This window comes from Gallibacterium salpingitidis, from assembly GCF_001678495.1.
Classification (GTDB): Bacteria; Pseudomonadota; Gammaproteobacteria; order Enterobacterales; family Pasteurellaceae; genus Gallibacterium; species Gallibacterium salpingitidis.
The window spans coordinates 1-14,334 of record NZ_JTJL01000064.1; the positions used below are offsets into that span (position 1 = coordinate 1).

A 14,334-nucleotide genomic window follows, 5' to 3' on the forward strand; every position below is an offset into this window, starting at 1 on the left:
CTATCACTATTCGTAGAGATACTATTATTTTCAATCGCTTTTAAAATAATCGCTTCCGCATTTTGTCCATTCAGCAATTCAATCGCACTTTTGCTTTCTGAACTAACACTGTTATTCTGATTAGAAATATCAACGACCGCACTATTACCATTAATCCCATCAGGAAAATTTCCATCTTCCGCTAATACTGGATTTGCTAAAAGAAATAAGACTGTTGTTGTGAGGAGAGTTAAAGGAAATTTATAAAGAGAAAAGGAAGTAATTTTATTAGTTAATAATGCTTGTGGGGGGGGTAATTTGAGAATTTGCCGCCGCTTTTACTGCGCCGGTTTTGCCTTTTGCTCGAGTATTTTCTGAGGCACACTGCCATAACTGCCTAACGGCATTCCACACTAAACGATAGGTATGATTCATAATAAGTTCCTTTGTTGCTAAGTGAATAATAAAGACATAACAGAAAATTCTCTGTCATACAGAAACGTTATTTAAAAATAACTTATGGTTAGTATATACCTATTTATGTATTTTTTGTCAGTTTTTTAAAACTAAAACCGATTTTTTTTAAGATTTTGTGAAATAGGACACATTTTATTCACAAATATCACAACATAGAAAAAGCGAAAAGAGGAAAAGTACAAAGATTTTACGAAATAATCCAAATAACAAAAAAGCCTAAGCATCTTTTAGGATTACTCAGGCTTTTGATCAATTAAAGACTTTTTATAGAATAAAACGACTTAAATCTTCGTTTTCTACTACATCTCCCAATGCTGATTTTACATAAGCTTCATCAATAGTAACTTTCTCACCGCTCATATCAGAAGCATCAAAAGAAATTTTATCCATTAAACGTTCTAATACAGTATGCAAACGTCTTGCCCCAATATTTTCGGTTTTCTCATTAACACGAAATGCCGCTTCCGCGATGGTGGCAATGGCTTCTTTAGTGAAATCAACTGTTACTCCTTCAGTTTGCATTAACGCTTTATATTGTTCAGTTAAAGAGGCATTTGGTTCTGTTAAGATACGTTCAAAATCTTTTGCACTTAATGCACCTAGCTCAACACGAATCGGTAAACGACCTTGTAATTCAGGAATTAAATCTGATGGACGAGCTACTTGGAACGCACCAGAAGCGATAAAGAGAATATGATCAGTTTTTACCATACCATGTTTAGTGTTAATGGTTGAACCTTCCACTAATGGTAATAAATCACGTTGCACCCCTTCACGAGAAACATCTGGGCCACTAGTTTCACCACGTTTACAGATTTTATCGATCTCATCAATAAAGACGATACCATGCTGTTCTACTGCTTCTATCGCTTTCTGTTTTAATTCTTCTGGATTGATGAGTTTCGCTGCTTCATCTTCAATCAACACCTTTAACGCATCTTTAATTTTCATTTTGCGTTTCTTGGTTTGACCGCTCGATAAGTTTTGGAACATAGATTGTAATTGACTTGTCATCTCTTCCATTCCCGGAGGCGCCATAATTTCTACGCCTACAGAACTGCCAGCCGCTACATCAATTTCAATTTCCTTATCGTCTAATTGACCTTCACGTAATTTCTTACGGAAAATTTGACGAGTATTGCTATTAGAATCGCTATTTTCTACGTGACCCCATTGATCTTTAGCCGGTGGCAATAACACATCAAGAATGCGTTCTTCCGCTGCTTCTTCCGCACGATAACGGTTTTTGTTAATTTCCGTTTGACGCACCAATTTCATTGCCACATCAGCAAGATCACGAATAATTGAATCAACCTCTTTCCCTACATAACCCACTTCGGTAAATTTGGTTGCTTCAACTTTAATAAATGGGGCATTTGCCAATTTCGCTAAACGACGTGCAATTTCAGTTTTACCAACCCCGGTCGGCCCAATCATCAAAATATTTTTTGGCGTTACTTCGTGACGAAGTGGTTCTGGTAATTGCATACGACGCCAACGATTACGTAACGCAATCGCTACCGCACGTTTTGCATCTGCTTGTCCAATAATATGTTTATCTAATTCAGAAACAATTTCACGAGGAGTCATTTCAGACATATCTTTATCCTTTTTTATTAATGCGCCGCCAATTTTAGAACAATCACGCCGCCAACAATCATTATTGCCCCTAGTGCACGCCAAAAAGTTAATGCATCGTGATAGAAGATGACACCAACTAAAAATGCACCAGCTGCACCAATACCCGTCCAAACCGCATAGGCTGTTCCCATAGGTATTTCTTTTTGTGCTAAATATAATAATAAGCCACTGCCAACCATAAAAATGATGGCAATTAAGCTACCGATAATGGTCTTACCCGGTAATGAAGCGATCTTTAATCCTACCGGCCAACCAATTTCAAAAAGACCAGCACAAATTAAATAGATCCAAGCCATTATGGTAATTCCTCAATCGTAAAGTTAGTGTTGGTGAAAACACAAATATCACCAGCAATTTTCAATGATTTTTCGACAATTTCTCTTGCTGATAAATCGGTATTAGCAACTAACGCTCTGGCTGCTGCCATCGCATAATTACCACCAGAACCAATCGCTAAGATTTGATCTTCTTCTGGTTGTACCACATCACCTAAACCTGTAATGATCAAAGACTCTTTCTCATCAGCAACAATCAACATTGCCTCTAATTTGCGTAACGCACGATCGGTACGCCACTCTTTCGCCAGTTCTACTGCACTTTTTAATAAATGCCCTTGGTGCATTTCCAATTTACGTTCAAACAGTTCAAATAAGGTAAACGCATCCGCAGTACCACCGGCAAAACCAGCTAATACTTTATTGCCATAAAGACGACGCACTTTGCGTGCATTTCCTTTCATTACGGTATTGCCAAGTGACACTTGACCATCACCGCCCACAACAACATGGCCATTACGGCGAACACTTACGATTGTAGTCATAATTTATTTCCTTCTTGCTCCTACAATTTACACAATGCTTCCCTATATGGGTGCAAGCACAAAGGTTTCAAGTTAATAAAGACAAATAAAAATATCGCCCATCAAATTGACAGGCGATATTCAAAACATTACTAGGATATTATGCTAATTTTGCGCGTCTTGCTTTGACTGCTGCCGCTAAGTCATACAATACTTTTTCGGTATCTTCCCAACCGATACAAGCATCAGTCACACTTTGTCCATAAACTAGCTTTTTGCCTTCAATAATATCTTGACGACCTTCAACTAAGTTACTTTCCACCATTACCCCAAAGATATGACGAGAACCTTGGCTAATTTGGCGACAAACTTCATCGCATACTTCTAGCTGTTTCTTAAATTGTTTTGAACTATTTGCATGGCTGAAATCCACCATCACATGTGGAATACGTCCTGTTTTTTCAATATCTTTTGCTACTTTAAGTACATGCTCTTCAGAGTAATTTGGCCCTTTATCACCACCGCGCAAAATAATATGACAATCTGGGTTACCTTTTGTCGCCACAATCGCTGAATGACCAAATTTAGTTACTGATAAGAAATAGTGTGAAGCCTCTGCTGCACCAATTGCATCTAAAGCAATTTTCACGCCACCGTTGGTACCATTTTTAAATCCTACTGCGCAAGATAAACCAGACGATAATTCACGATGCACTTGTGATTCAGTAGTTCTTGCACCAATAGCACCCCAGCTCATAAAGTCAGCGATATATTGCGGTGTAATCATATCGAGGAATTCACCTGCTGCCGGTACACCAAGATCATTCACATCTAATAACAATTTACGCGCCATTCTTAAACCATCATTTAGTGCATAAGTGTGATCAAGATGCGGATCATTAATTAATCCTTTCCAACCTACGGTAGTGCGTGGTTTTTCAAAATAAACACGCATTACCACTTCTAATTCATTTTTTAATTCTTCACGCAATACTTTTAAACGTTTGGCATAATCTAGTGCCGCCACTGGATCATGAATTGAACAAGGTCCAATCACGACCAATAAACGATCATCTTCGCGATGTAAAATGTTGTGTACCGCTTGGCGAGTCTGTTTTACCGTTTTTACTGCGGTCTTACTGGCTGGGTATCTTTCTAATAAAGCAATTGGTGGTAATAATTGTTCGACTTTTGCAATACGAACATCATCATTTTCAATACGAATATCTTTTTTAATAACTGCCATTTAATCACTCTCTTGTATTTGTGTACTACTAAACTAGTCCAAATGCTAGCACATAGATTTTTTATTTCAACTATTATTTAATGGTTATTTAAAACTTTTGCTGGTTGTAAACGTGCTGCTCTAATCGCCGGATATAATGAAGCCACTAAACTTAAAATTAAAGTGGCAAAAAATACTAACGCGACATCAGTAACATGCAATTCACTCGGCATAAAATCAATAAAATAAACACCATCAGATAAAATCTTAGTATGTAAGATTTTTTCAATGATATAGATAATTTCAGTAAGATTTAAGGCTACCAAAATACCTAACACAATTCCCCACAAACAACCTTTCATTCCGGAAAATAGGCCATACCACAAAAAAATATGACGGATAAAACGGCTATCTGCCCCTAAAGTCCGTAAAATCGCAATATCATCCTGTTTATCTTTCACCGCCATAATCAGCGTAGAAATAATATTAAAGCAGGCAATTCCAATCACTAACACCATTGCTAAATACATAATGGTTTTAATCAAAGAAATATCACGATACATATAGCCAAAACTATCAATCCAAGTATTAGCAATCAACCCTTGTGGATAAGTTGCCAACGCAGAATAATCAAAACTATTAACCGCAAAAGGCGATTTAATCGCTAATTCTACGCCAGTTACCTGATTTTCGTTGTAATTCAGATATTGTTGTGCCACCGACAATGGAATAAATGCGTAGCTGTGATCAAGTTGTCCATCTAAGCGTAAAATACCCATCACTTGTAAACGGTGCCGTTCTGGTTGTGCCATTTTACTGATATCTTGTTGATTTTGATTAGATACCAACAGCGATACCCAATCACCCTCTTTCACATCAAGATCTTTGGCAATACCATAACCAAGAATAATACCTTGTTTTTCTGCGGCAAATTTTTGCCAACCTTGCTGCAGCACAAATTGCCCAACGGCACTTACTTTTTGCAGTAATGTTGGATCAACACCTTTCACTTGAATGACCTTCAATTTACTGCCTGACTCCGCCAAACTAGTAAAAGCAACATAAGGCGAAATACCTTTAATTTGCGAATGGTTAGCTAAAGCTTGTTGTAATTGATGCCAATCTTCTATTGGCTGACGCTCATAACCCGTAATATCAATATGTGGCACTACGGCAAGAATCCGTTGATCCAACTCACGTTGAAAACCATTCATTGCACTTAGCCCAATAATTAACACCGCAACACCCAAAGCAATACCAATCGTTGAGAACCATGCAATTAAAGAAACTAAACGATTTTTCTGTTTACCACGCTGATAGCGCCAGCTAATGAAAAATGGTGTGCTCATAGAATATTCTCCGCCGTTAATACACCATCTTGCATTTGATATCGTTGTTGTAACTTAGCTGCTAAATTTAAATCGTGTGTCACCAATAAAAAGGCAATTTGCTTTTCTGCATTCAGCTGTTGAATCAGTTCAAAAATATGCTCTGTCGTTTTTTGGTCAAGGTTACCTGTTGGTTCGTCCGCCAACACCAAATCAGGATTATTCACTAATGCTCTCGCAATCGCCACACGCTGACGTTCACCGCCCGACAACGCTGATGGACGATGTTCAATACGGTGCGCTAAACTAACCGCTTTTAACATTGCTTCTGCTTGCGCATAAGCACGATCTTTTTTTTCACCAGCGATTAATAAAGGCATTGCCACATTCTCTAGCGCCGAAAAATCCGCCATTAAATGGTGGAATTGATAGACAAAACCTAAATGACGATTGCGTAATTTCGCTATCTGGCTATCTGATAATTGCGATAATTGTTGTCCATTCAGCCAAACTTCACCGCTAGTAGGTTTATCCAAACCGCCCAACAGGTGCAGCAAGGTACTTTTCCCTGAACCTGAACTACCAACAATTGCAGTAAGATCGCCACGTTTCACCCCAAAAGAGATATCTTTTAATACCGGTGTTGCTTTATCTCCTTCTTGATAAACCTTTGATAACTGTTGGCAAGTTAATAACATAGCTTGGTTGTTTGAATTTACATTAGACATAGAATTACTCATAACGCAACGCCTCCGCTGGTTCAATCTTCGCTGCACGATAAGCCGGATAAAGCGTAGAAAGGAAAGATAAAGTTAATGAAAAAATAGTAATAAATAGAATCTGCACCATATCAAGTTCACTTGGTAAGGCTAATCCTTGTGGATTTAATAGCGATAAAATCGGCGTGAGATATTGGCTAGATAATATGCCTAAAATCACACCAATTACTGTACTTAGCACACTAATCGCCATACCTTGATAAATAAAAATCTGCATAATTTGACGGCGCGTTAAACCTTGTGTTTGCAAAATAGCAATTTCCGCTTGTTTATCAAGCACCATCAAACTTAACGAAGTAACGATATTAGCGATAGCGACTAAAATAATTAAGCCCACCAATAATGACATCATATTCTTTTCCATTTTGACAGATTGGAAAAATTCCCCTTTTTGCGCGCGCCAATCGCTAATCTTCCACTGTTTTTCTGGGAAATAGTTCGGTAATTCAGTAATTAAGAATGGATCCTGTAAAAATAGTCGCTGCCCTTGCACTTGATCCGCTTTTAAGCGCAATAAGCGTCCAACATCTTGCAAATTGGCGAATACTTGCTGATCCATACTCCACTCTGGATAAATTGCTGAAATGGTAAATAGGCGTTGTACTGGAATTCTGCCTAACGGAGTATAAACACTATTTTCCGGGATCAATAAGCGTACCTTATCACCAACGTGTAATTGGTTTTGCTTGGCTAAACGACTGCCAATAATCAGATTAAATTGATTCGCAGGTAATAATGTGCTTAATGGCTGATCTAAGGTTTCCAATAACGGATCATCTTCTCGTTGCTGTACCCCAATCAATTGAGCAGCGCTTAAACCATCAGTACTTTGGATAATCACTTGCGCCAAATTAATCGGTACTGCTTTAGTGACAAAAGTTGGCAACGGCGGTAATGAGGTTTGTTGCAAAGAGAAAGATTGTTGCTGTGGTGCAACAATCGCTTGTGGAATATGGGATAAAACATTCTGTTTTTGATAGGTTTCTAAGCCATTCATTACTGACAGTACAATAATGAGTGCCATAACACCAAGCATAATGCCAATACTGGCTAAGCGAGTGACCAAGCGCCCAAAGCGATCTCCACTTTTGGAACGCCAATAACGCAATGCCACCATCAGTGGAACATTCACCGACATAGTTTTCCTTATGAGTTCCTAACGATTACATAATAAATCCGTTCATTAATTTGAACGGATTTTATCTTGTTATTATCAATATCACTGTAAGTTATTTGCCAGTAGCAACAAACTCTTCAATATTTTGTGCCACTTTATTGACTAGCGTTGTTACTGCTGAATCTGATGCCCACGCAATATGTGGCGTAATCAATAAATTTGGTAAGCGTTTCGCCGCTTCCATTAAAATATTGCCTTTTTCTGGCGGTTCTTTACGCATTACATCAATTGCTGCGCCAGAAAGATAACCTGATGTTAATGCATCTAACAATGCTTGTTCATCAACCAACGGGCCACGACCAGTATTAATTAAAATTGCTCCTTTTTTGCATAACGCCAAGGTATCACGATTAATTAAATTTTGTGTGGTTTCTGTTAATGGGCAATGTAGGGTCAAAATATCCGCTTGCGCTAAGACCTCTTCAAATTTGGTATAACCTTCACGAATTGTTGTAGCACCACGATGTTCTGCATATAACACCTGCATACCTAACAATTCTGCTAAACGTCCGATCTCACGTCCTAAATTACCACGACCAATAATACCTAATACTGAGCCTTTTACATCTTTGATTGGGTAATCAAAATAGCAAAATTGCGGATTATCCACCCAACGATCAGTTAGTTGATCACGATACCATCCCATTAAGCTATGACGTAACGCATAAATCATTCCTAACACATGCTCAGGAACAGTCACAGAGGAATAACCTGTCACATTTTTGACCACAATACCTAATTCTTTCGCCGCGACTAAATCAACATTATTGGTGCCTGTTGCGGTAATCGCAATTAACTTTAATTTCGGTAATTGCTGCATCACCTCTTTGCTGAAAATCACTTTACTGGTGATAACAATATCTGCATCTTGTGCTCTTTCGATGACTTGTGCTGCTGAAGTATGTTCATACTCAGTCCACTGATGAGCAAATGTCGGGCGAGGAATAGGAATATGTTTTGGAATGGCAGTGCTATCTAAAAAGACAATTTTCATTACAGGCTCCTTGTTTCAATTTGGTAACAAAAACGTTTTTCAAGATAACAATAAAAGTAAGGGTTGCAAAGTAGAAATTGGTAAATTCAACGCTACTGTCCAATTTCTACTCATTATGTGTATCAACCCCGATTTTTCACTAATTAGCGGTATCTAATTCAGGGAAACTTTTCACTAAATCATCGATCGCTTTCATTTGGGCAACAAATGGTTCAAGCTTATCTAATGGCAATGCAGATGGGCCATCACATTTTGCTTTCGCCGGATTTGGATGCGCTTCGAGGAACAATCCAGCTAAACCAATCGCCAAACCTGATCTTGCTAATTCAGTCACTTGAGCGCGACGACCACCAGAAGCAGCGCCAAAAGGATCACGGCATTGTAATGAATGGGTGACGTCAAAAATCACCGGGCACCCTTTAGATACTTGTTTCATAATGCTAAAGCCAAGCATGTCTACAACAAGATTGTCATAACCGAAGTTAGTACCACGATCACATAAAATCACTTTGTCATTACCACATTCTTCGATTTTCTCAACAATGTTGCCCATTTGTCCGGGACTTAAAAATTGTGGTTTCTTTACATTGATAATGGCACCAGTACGCGCCATCGCTTCTACTAGATCTGTTTGTCTCGCTAAAAATGCTGGTAATTGGATAATATCCACTACTTCTGCAACTGGCTGGCATTGATATACTTCATGCACATCAGTAATAATTTTTACGCCAAAAGTCGCTTTCAATTCCGCAAAAATTTTCAATCCTTCTTCCATTCCTGGACCGCGATAAGAGTAGATTGATGAACGGTTTGCCTTATCAAAAGAGGCTTTAAAGACATAAGGAACTTTTAATTTTTCCGTTACTTTGACATATTGCTCACAAACCTGCATCGCCATATCGCGACTTTCCAACACATTCATACCGCCAAATAAAACAAACGGTTTGTTGTTCGCAATTTCGATATTGTCCAATTTAATAATTTTATTTTGCATACTTGTTTCCCAATACTATTGAAATGAATAAGGAATTGCTTCTAAATCTTTAATTTGCATTTTAACTAATGGCGTTGCCGGATCTTCTGGACATTGTTCCACAAAATATTGCAAATCTGGCACTGCCAAGTGGAAACATTCCATATGTCCATAAACGACACCACGATCACGAATTTCATATGGATTTTCTGGATCTTCGCTTAATTGATGTTCGATTAACGCTAATGCTTGTTCGTTTTTGCCTTCACGAATTAACGCCATTTTCAACACCTGATAAATACGCTCTTCTAACTCAAAGATATCTGCGCTCTCAATATATTCTGCGGTGAGCGGTGTGCCAAAACCTAGATAACCTTCCAACCATGTTTTTAAGGTATCATACTGCACATATTTACCATCCCAAGGGTTGATAAAAGCCACTTCTTCGTCCACATCTGCCCGTAATAACAGCTGGGTTGGAAAATTAATCCCGGTAATAGGTAAATCAAACTGTGCAGCAAGGAATAACACCATTGAGCCTAATACAGCTGGCGTACCCTCTTTGGTATCCAACACATGAGAAAACATTAAGTTAGATGAGTAAAAATAACTTTCTCGATCACAAAAAAAACCTTTCTCACCATAGAAAAATTGTAATAACAGATGGATACGCATTTTCGGATCTTTTTCTTCCCCAAAGAAAATAGCCAACTCTCTGGTTAAATGCCCCATACGTCCATAAATACTGCTGGTTTTACAGTTAGGATCAATGATTTTATTTAACGATAGAATATATTGAAAAAGTTGTTTTTTCGCTTTCACTCGCAAATCATATTCTCTTAATTTTCTGTCACTCTCATCTATGCTAATCATATATTTATTATTTACTCCATCTCGCGAAAGTTACGCGTTGATTACCACCATAATCTATTACTGTTTGAATATCTTGCCAATAATATTGCGCAAATAATGTTTGTACTGCTTCTGCTTGCTGCCACCCATGTTCTAACAGTAACCAACCTTGCTGGGCAATAAAATCGCGTCCATGTTCGATAATATGTGCAATATCAGCTAAACCATTATCCTCTGCCACCAGTGCTGATAAAGGTTCAAAGCGAACATCTCCTTGCTGCAAATGCGGATCATCCTTAGCAATATAAGGTGGATTACTGACAATAATCTCAAATTTTTGCTGTTGAGAAAGTGCTGAAAACCAATCGCTCTGTAAAAAACTTACCTGTTTTATCTGATTGGTTTCGGCATTTTGTGTCGCTAGCGCTACTGCTTCAGCAATGCGATCAACACCCATCACCTGATAATCACGCTGCCGTTGTTGTAATTCATCTGCTAACGCTAAAGCAATCGCACCAGTGCCCGTTCCTAAATCCAATATATGCAATGGCTGTGGCGGTGGAAATTGTTGATCAATTAATGTTAGCGCCGTTTCCACTAAACATTCCGTATCCGGACGCGGAATTAAGGTTTTCTCTGATACTGCAAGATCTAAAGACCAAAAACCTCGACTTCCCGTTATATAGGCGATCGGTTCGCCTTGTAAACGTCGCTGTAACAAAGATTCCAGCTCTGTTAATGCTGTTGCAGTTAATTCTGTTTCACCAAAAGCGAGAAAATAGGAACGATCGCGTCCAGTCACTTTCGTTAATAATAGCTGCGCATCTACCTGAGGTGAATCACTGCCATTTTTTTGTAAATGCGCTATCGCATAGCGTAGCCATTCGGCATAAGTCATCATCATCTATTTTTCGGTAACTGTACTACTCTAGAACCAATGATCAAATCGGTTAAGCTTCTATTAGTGCTATGCTTATTACCATTCCAAACCGCCACCAAGAAATTAGGTATGATATAAAAAATCGATAGCAACTGCATAAATAGAGTATCAATCACTTCTCGTAAAAAATAACGCGAAAAACTAATTTCTCTATTAGGCTCACGAATAACCTTAATCTTCATTATTCGCTTACCAATGGTTTGTCGATAACGATACATATAATAAAGCTGTGGTAATATGCTCAACAACACAACAATGGCAGAAATACCCCATATAGCAATATATGGATTCATTTCGCTGCCAAACCGACCAACGCTTAACGGTATGATAAAAGAACAAATAAAGGCATATGCTGAATTTAGTAGAACAGCAGCAATACGCCTCGTAATCGTCGCGACAGGAAAATCCTGGATTTCATCTTCTTGTACATATTGCGGTTCTACTAATGCCATTACGTTACCTTAAGAATTAATTCTCATCTGACAATGCTGCTAATTGTTCCGCTTGATATTCGGTAATAATTGGTTGAATTAATTCTTCAATCTTACCATTCATAATTTCATCTAAACGATAGAGCGTTAGGTTAATACGATGATCAGTTACACGACCTTGCGGATAGTTGTAAGTGCGGATTTTATCTGAACGATCACCTGAACCTAATAAACTACGACGAGTATCCGCTTGTTCTGCTGCTTTACGCTCTTCTTCCGCTTGTACTAAACGAGAAGCCAGCACCGACATCGCTTTTGCTTTATTTTTATGTTGTGAACGTTCATCTTGACACTCAACTACGATACCAGTCGGAATATGAGTAATACGCACCGCAGAGTCGGTGGTATTAACGTGTTGTCCGCCAGCACCAGAAGAACGATAAGTATCAATACGTAAATCTGCTGGGTTAATTTCTGGCAACGCTGATTCCGGTAATTCAGGCATTACCGCTACGGTACAAGCCGAAGTATGAATACGACCTTGTGATTCTGTTTTTGGTACACGTTGTACTCGATGACCGCCTGATTCAAACTTCAACTGACCATAAACATTTTCACCGCTAATTTTAACGATAATCTCTTTATAACCGCCTTGTTCGCTCTCATTGGCACTTAACACTTCGGTACGCCAACGTTTACTTTCTGCATAGCGGCTATACATTCTGAATAAGTCGCCAGCAAAAATACCCGCTTCATCGCCGCCTGTTCCCGCGCGAATTTCTAAATAACAGTTATATTCATCATTTGGATCTTTTGGCAATAATAGAATTTGTAATTGCTGCTCGCTCTCTTCTATTCCCGTTGTACAAGCGGCGATTTCTTCTTCTGCCATCTCTTTCATACTCGGGTCATCAAGTAAAATTTTCGCCTCTTCTAAATCGTTATTTAATTGTTTCCAACGTGCAAAACATTTCACCACATCTTCTAATTGCGCATACTCTTTTGAATAAGCACGAAATTTTTCTTGATCATTGATAACTGAAGGATCACCAAGCAACGCTTGCAACTCTTCATAACGTTCATCTAAGGTTTCTAATTTACTAATAATCGAGGCTTTCATCATTCACCTTTGTTGTTATTGTCAATATTACGCTTAAGTCAAAAATCCGCTTATTCTAACGAATAATCCTGAAGATGAAAAAGGAAATATCTGTAAATTTATGCCGATTGTTGGAGATTCGCTAATTTCTGTTTTTAACTGGTAAGTTTTCATCTTTTATTTTGCGCATTGTGATTTACCAGTTTGAAAATTAACGCCTTCTCAACACAATACTTTTTTGATTTTGTGACATAGATCGCATAGTAACGGTTTAAAAAATAAGCTGTTAGCACGAAGCACATTAGAAGCTGTAAAAAAAGGATTACATTGTAAACCTTTTTCTATAAAATCTGCGCCGTCATTCACAATCTATGAGAATTTTATTATGAAAAATAAAACGTTAGGCAGCTCTTTAATTGTTGCCGGAACAACTATTGGCGCCGGAATGTTGGCAATGCCGCTTACTTCTGCGGAAATGGGATTTATTACTACTTTAATTCTATTATTTTTGTTGTGGGCATTACTCTCTTATAGTGCTTTGCTTTTTGTTGAGGTTTATCAAAAAGCAGAACGAAAAGATGCCGGTATCGCTACTTTAGCGGAACAACACTTCGGTATGATCGGTCGTGTATTAGCGACACTCTCTTTAGTCATCTTTATGTATGCCATTCTCACCGTTTACTCGCTTGGCGGTGGCGATCTCTTTACACCATTTTTAACTTTTGCCGGTGAACACGCGAATACTCTCGCCATTATTATTTTCGTTGTGTTATTTGCCATTGCGGTCACCATTGGTACCAGCGCTGTTGATGGCTTTACACGTTTGCTGTTTATTGCCAAATTAATTGCTTTTGCAACAGTATTATTTTTAATGCTGCCAAAAGTGACATTAGAAAATTTAGGTGCAATGCCGTTACATCACTTCTTAATTATTTCGGCAAGCCCAGTTTTCTTTACCTCTTTTGGTTTCCACGTTGTTATTCCAAGTATCAATAACTATTTAGATGGTGATATTCGTCGTTTACGTATTGCGATTATTGGCGGTACAGCAATTCCTTTAGTTGCTTATATCTTGTGGCAAATGGCAACCCATGGCGTATTTGAGCAAGTACAATTTATTCAAATTATCCGTAACGATCCAACCTTAAATGGCTTAGTTCAAGCAACCTATCACGCTACCGGCAGCTCAATTATCAGCGGTATCGTGCGTCTTTTCTCGGCATTGGCATTAATTACTTCTTTCTTAGGGGTGTCATTAGCATTGGTTGATTGCTTAGATGATCTGTTAAAACGCGTTAATGTTAATGCTTCACGCATTAGTCTTAGCTTATTAACCTTTGTACCAACTTTATTATTTGCGCTTTTCTATCGTGATTTCCTTGCTGTACTTACCTACGCGGGACAAATGTTCACCTTTTATGGTTTAGTATTACCTGTGGGAATGGCTTGGATGTTACGTAGAAAATATCCTGACTTACCATATCGTGTTATTGGCGGCAATGTTGGATTACTTGTTGCATTAGTCCTAGGGCTATTAATTATGAATGTACCATTCTTAATTTCAGCGGGTTATTTACCGCCTGTTGTAGGTTAATATGTTAAGGCCCTAGACAAAGTCAATTATAAAACTTTTAGCTAAA

15 protein-coding genes are annotated in these 14,334 nt (G+C 38.3%); 1 reads left to right on the forward strand and 14 read right to left on the reverse strand.

Annotated elements, in window-relative coordinates; genetic code table 11:
* Window positions 1–267: 267 nt before the first annotated feature.
* The 14 genes from QS62_RS11920 to prfA form a co-directional block, all read right to left on the reverse strand.
* Window positions 268–414, reverse strand: coding sequence for an ESPR domain-containing protein (locus QS62_RS11920; RefSeq protein WP_082966190.1), 147 nt, complete (start codon window positions 412–414; stop codon window positions 268–270).
* Window positions 415–720: 306 nt separating this feature from the next.
* Window positions 721–2,055: an HslU--HslV peptidase ATPase subunit gene (gene hslU / locus QS62_RS10530; protein ID WP_066109931.1), complete on the reverse strand. Its 1,335-nt coding sequence runs from the start codon at window positions 2,053–2,055 to the stop codon at window positions 721–723.
* Window positions 2,056–2,072: 17 nt separating this feature from the next.
* Window positions 2,073–2,393, reverse strand: a complete 321-nt coding sequence (locus QS62_RS10535) for a DMT family transporter (protein ID WP_066109937.1) — start codon at window positions 2,391–2,393, stop codon at window positions 2,073–2,075.
* Window positions 2,393–2,917, reverse strand: coding sequence for an ATP-dependent protease subunit HslV (hslV, locus tag QS62_RS10540; protein ID WP_066109940.1), 525 nt, complete (start codon window positions 2,915–2,917; stop codon window positions 2,393–2,395). Before hslV ends, QS62_RS10535 begins: the two co-directional genes overlap by 1 nt.
* 139 nt (window positions 2,918–3,056) lie before the next feature.
* Window positions 3,057–4,142: a 3-deoxy-7-phosphoheptulonate synthase AroG gene (aroG, locus tag QS62_RS10545; protein ID WP_066109942.1), complete on the reverse strand. Its 1,086-nt coding sequence runs from the start codon at window positions 4,140–4,142 to the stop codon at window positions 3,057–3,059.
* 77 nt (window positions 4,143–4,219) lie between these two features.
* Window positions 4,220–5,470 carry a lipoprotein-releasing ABC transporter permease subunit LolE gene (gene lolE / locus QS62_RS10550; RefSeq protein WP_066109946.1) on the reverse strand — a complete coding sequence of 417 codons (1,251 nt, stop codon included), beginning with the start codon at window positions 5,468–5,470 and terminating at the stop codon, window positions 4,220–4,222.
* Window positions 5,467–6,189, reverse strand: coding sequence for a lipoprotein-releasing ABC transporter ATP-binding protein LolD (gene lolD / locus QS62_RS10555; RefSeq protein ID WP_066109949.1), 723 nt, complete (start codon window positions 6,187–6,189; stop codon window positions 5,467–5,469). The genes lolE and lolD overlap by 4 nt, the downstream gene beginning before the upstream one ends.
* A complete protein-coding gene (locus QS62_RS10560) occupies window positions 6,182–7,366 on the reverse strand; it encodes a lipoprotein-releasing ABC transporter permease subunit (protein WP_066109951.1) in 1,185 nt (394 codons plus the stop codon). Before QS62_RS10560 ends, lolD begins: the two co-directional genes overlap by 8 nt.
* A 91-nt stretch (window positions 7,367–7,457) precedes the next feature.
* The gene (locus tag QS62_RS10565) at window positions 7,458–8,399 is read right to left on the reverse strand and encodes a 2-hydroxyacid dehydrogenase (protein ID WP_066109957.1); all 942 of its coding nucleotides are present in this window, start codon (window positions 8,397–8,399) and stop codon (window positions 7,458–7,460) included.
* A 139-nt stretch (window positions 8,400–8,538) separates the two neighbouring features.
* Window positions 8,539–9,393: a 3-deoxy-8-phosphooctulonate synthase gene (gene kdsA / locus QS62_RS10570; RefSeq protein ID WP_066109960.1), complete on the reverse strand. Its 855-nt coding sequence runs from the start codon at window positions 9,391–9,393 to the stop codon at window positions 8,539–8,541.
* A gap of 15 nt (window positions 9,394–9,408) precedes the next feature.
* On the reverse strand, window positions 9,409–10,245 hold the full coding sequence (locus QS62_RS10575; RefSeq protein WP_066109963.1) for a SirB1 family protein: 837 nt from the start codon (window positions 10,243–10,245) through the stop codon (window positions 9,409–9,411).
* A gap of 7 nt (window positions 10,246–10,252) precedes the next feature.
* Window positions 10,253–11,122: a peptide chain release factor N(5)-glutamine methyltransferase gene (gene prmC, locus QS62_RS10580; protein WP_066109975.1), complete on the reverse strand. Its 870-nt coding sequence runs from the start codon at window positions 11,120–11,122 to the stop codon at window positions 10,253–10,255.
* A 2-nt stretch (window positions 11,123–11,124) separates the two neighbouring features.
* On the reverse strand, window positions 11,125–11,616 hold the full coding sequence (locus QS62_RS10585) for an RDD family protein (RefSeq protein ID WP_066109966.1): 492 nt from the start codon (window positions 11,614–11,616) through the stop codon (window positions 11,125–11,127).
* 16 nt (window positions 11,617–11,632) lie between these two features.
* Window positions 11,633–12,715, reverse strand: a complete 1,083-nt coding sequence (gene prfA / locus QS62_RS10590; RefSeq protein WP_066109969.1) for a peptide chain release factor 1 — start codon at window positions 12,713–12,715, stop codon at window positions 11,633–11,635.
* Between the two features lie 364 nt (window positions 12,716–13,079).
* Here prfA and QS62_RS10595 point away from each other — a divergent pair, with 364 nt between their 5' ends.
* Window positions 13,080–14,288: an aromatic amino acid transporter gene (locus QS62_RS10595; RefSeq protein WP_066109972.1), complete on the forward strand. Its 1,209-nt coding sequence runs from the start codon at window positions 13,080–13,082 to the stop codon at window positions 14,286–14,288.
* The last annotated feature ends 46 nt before the right edge of the window (window positions 14,289–14,334 follow it).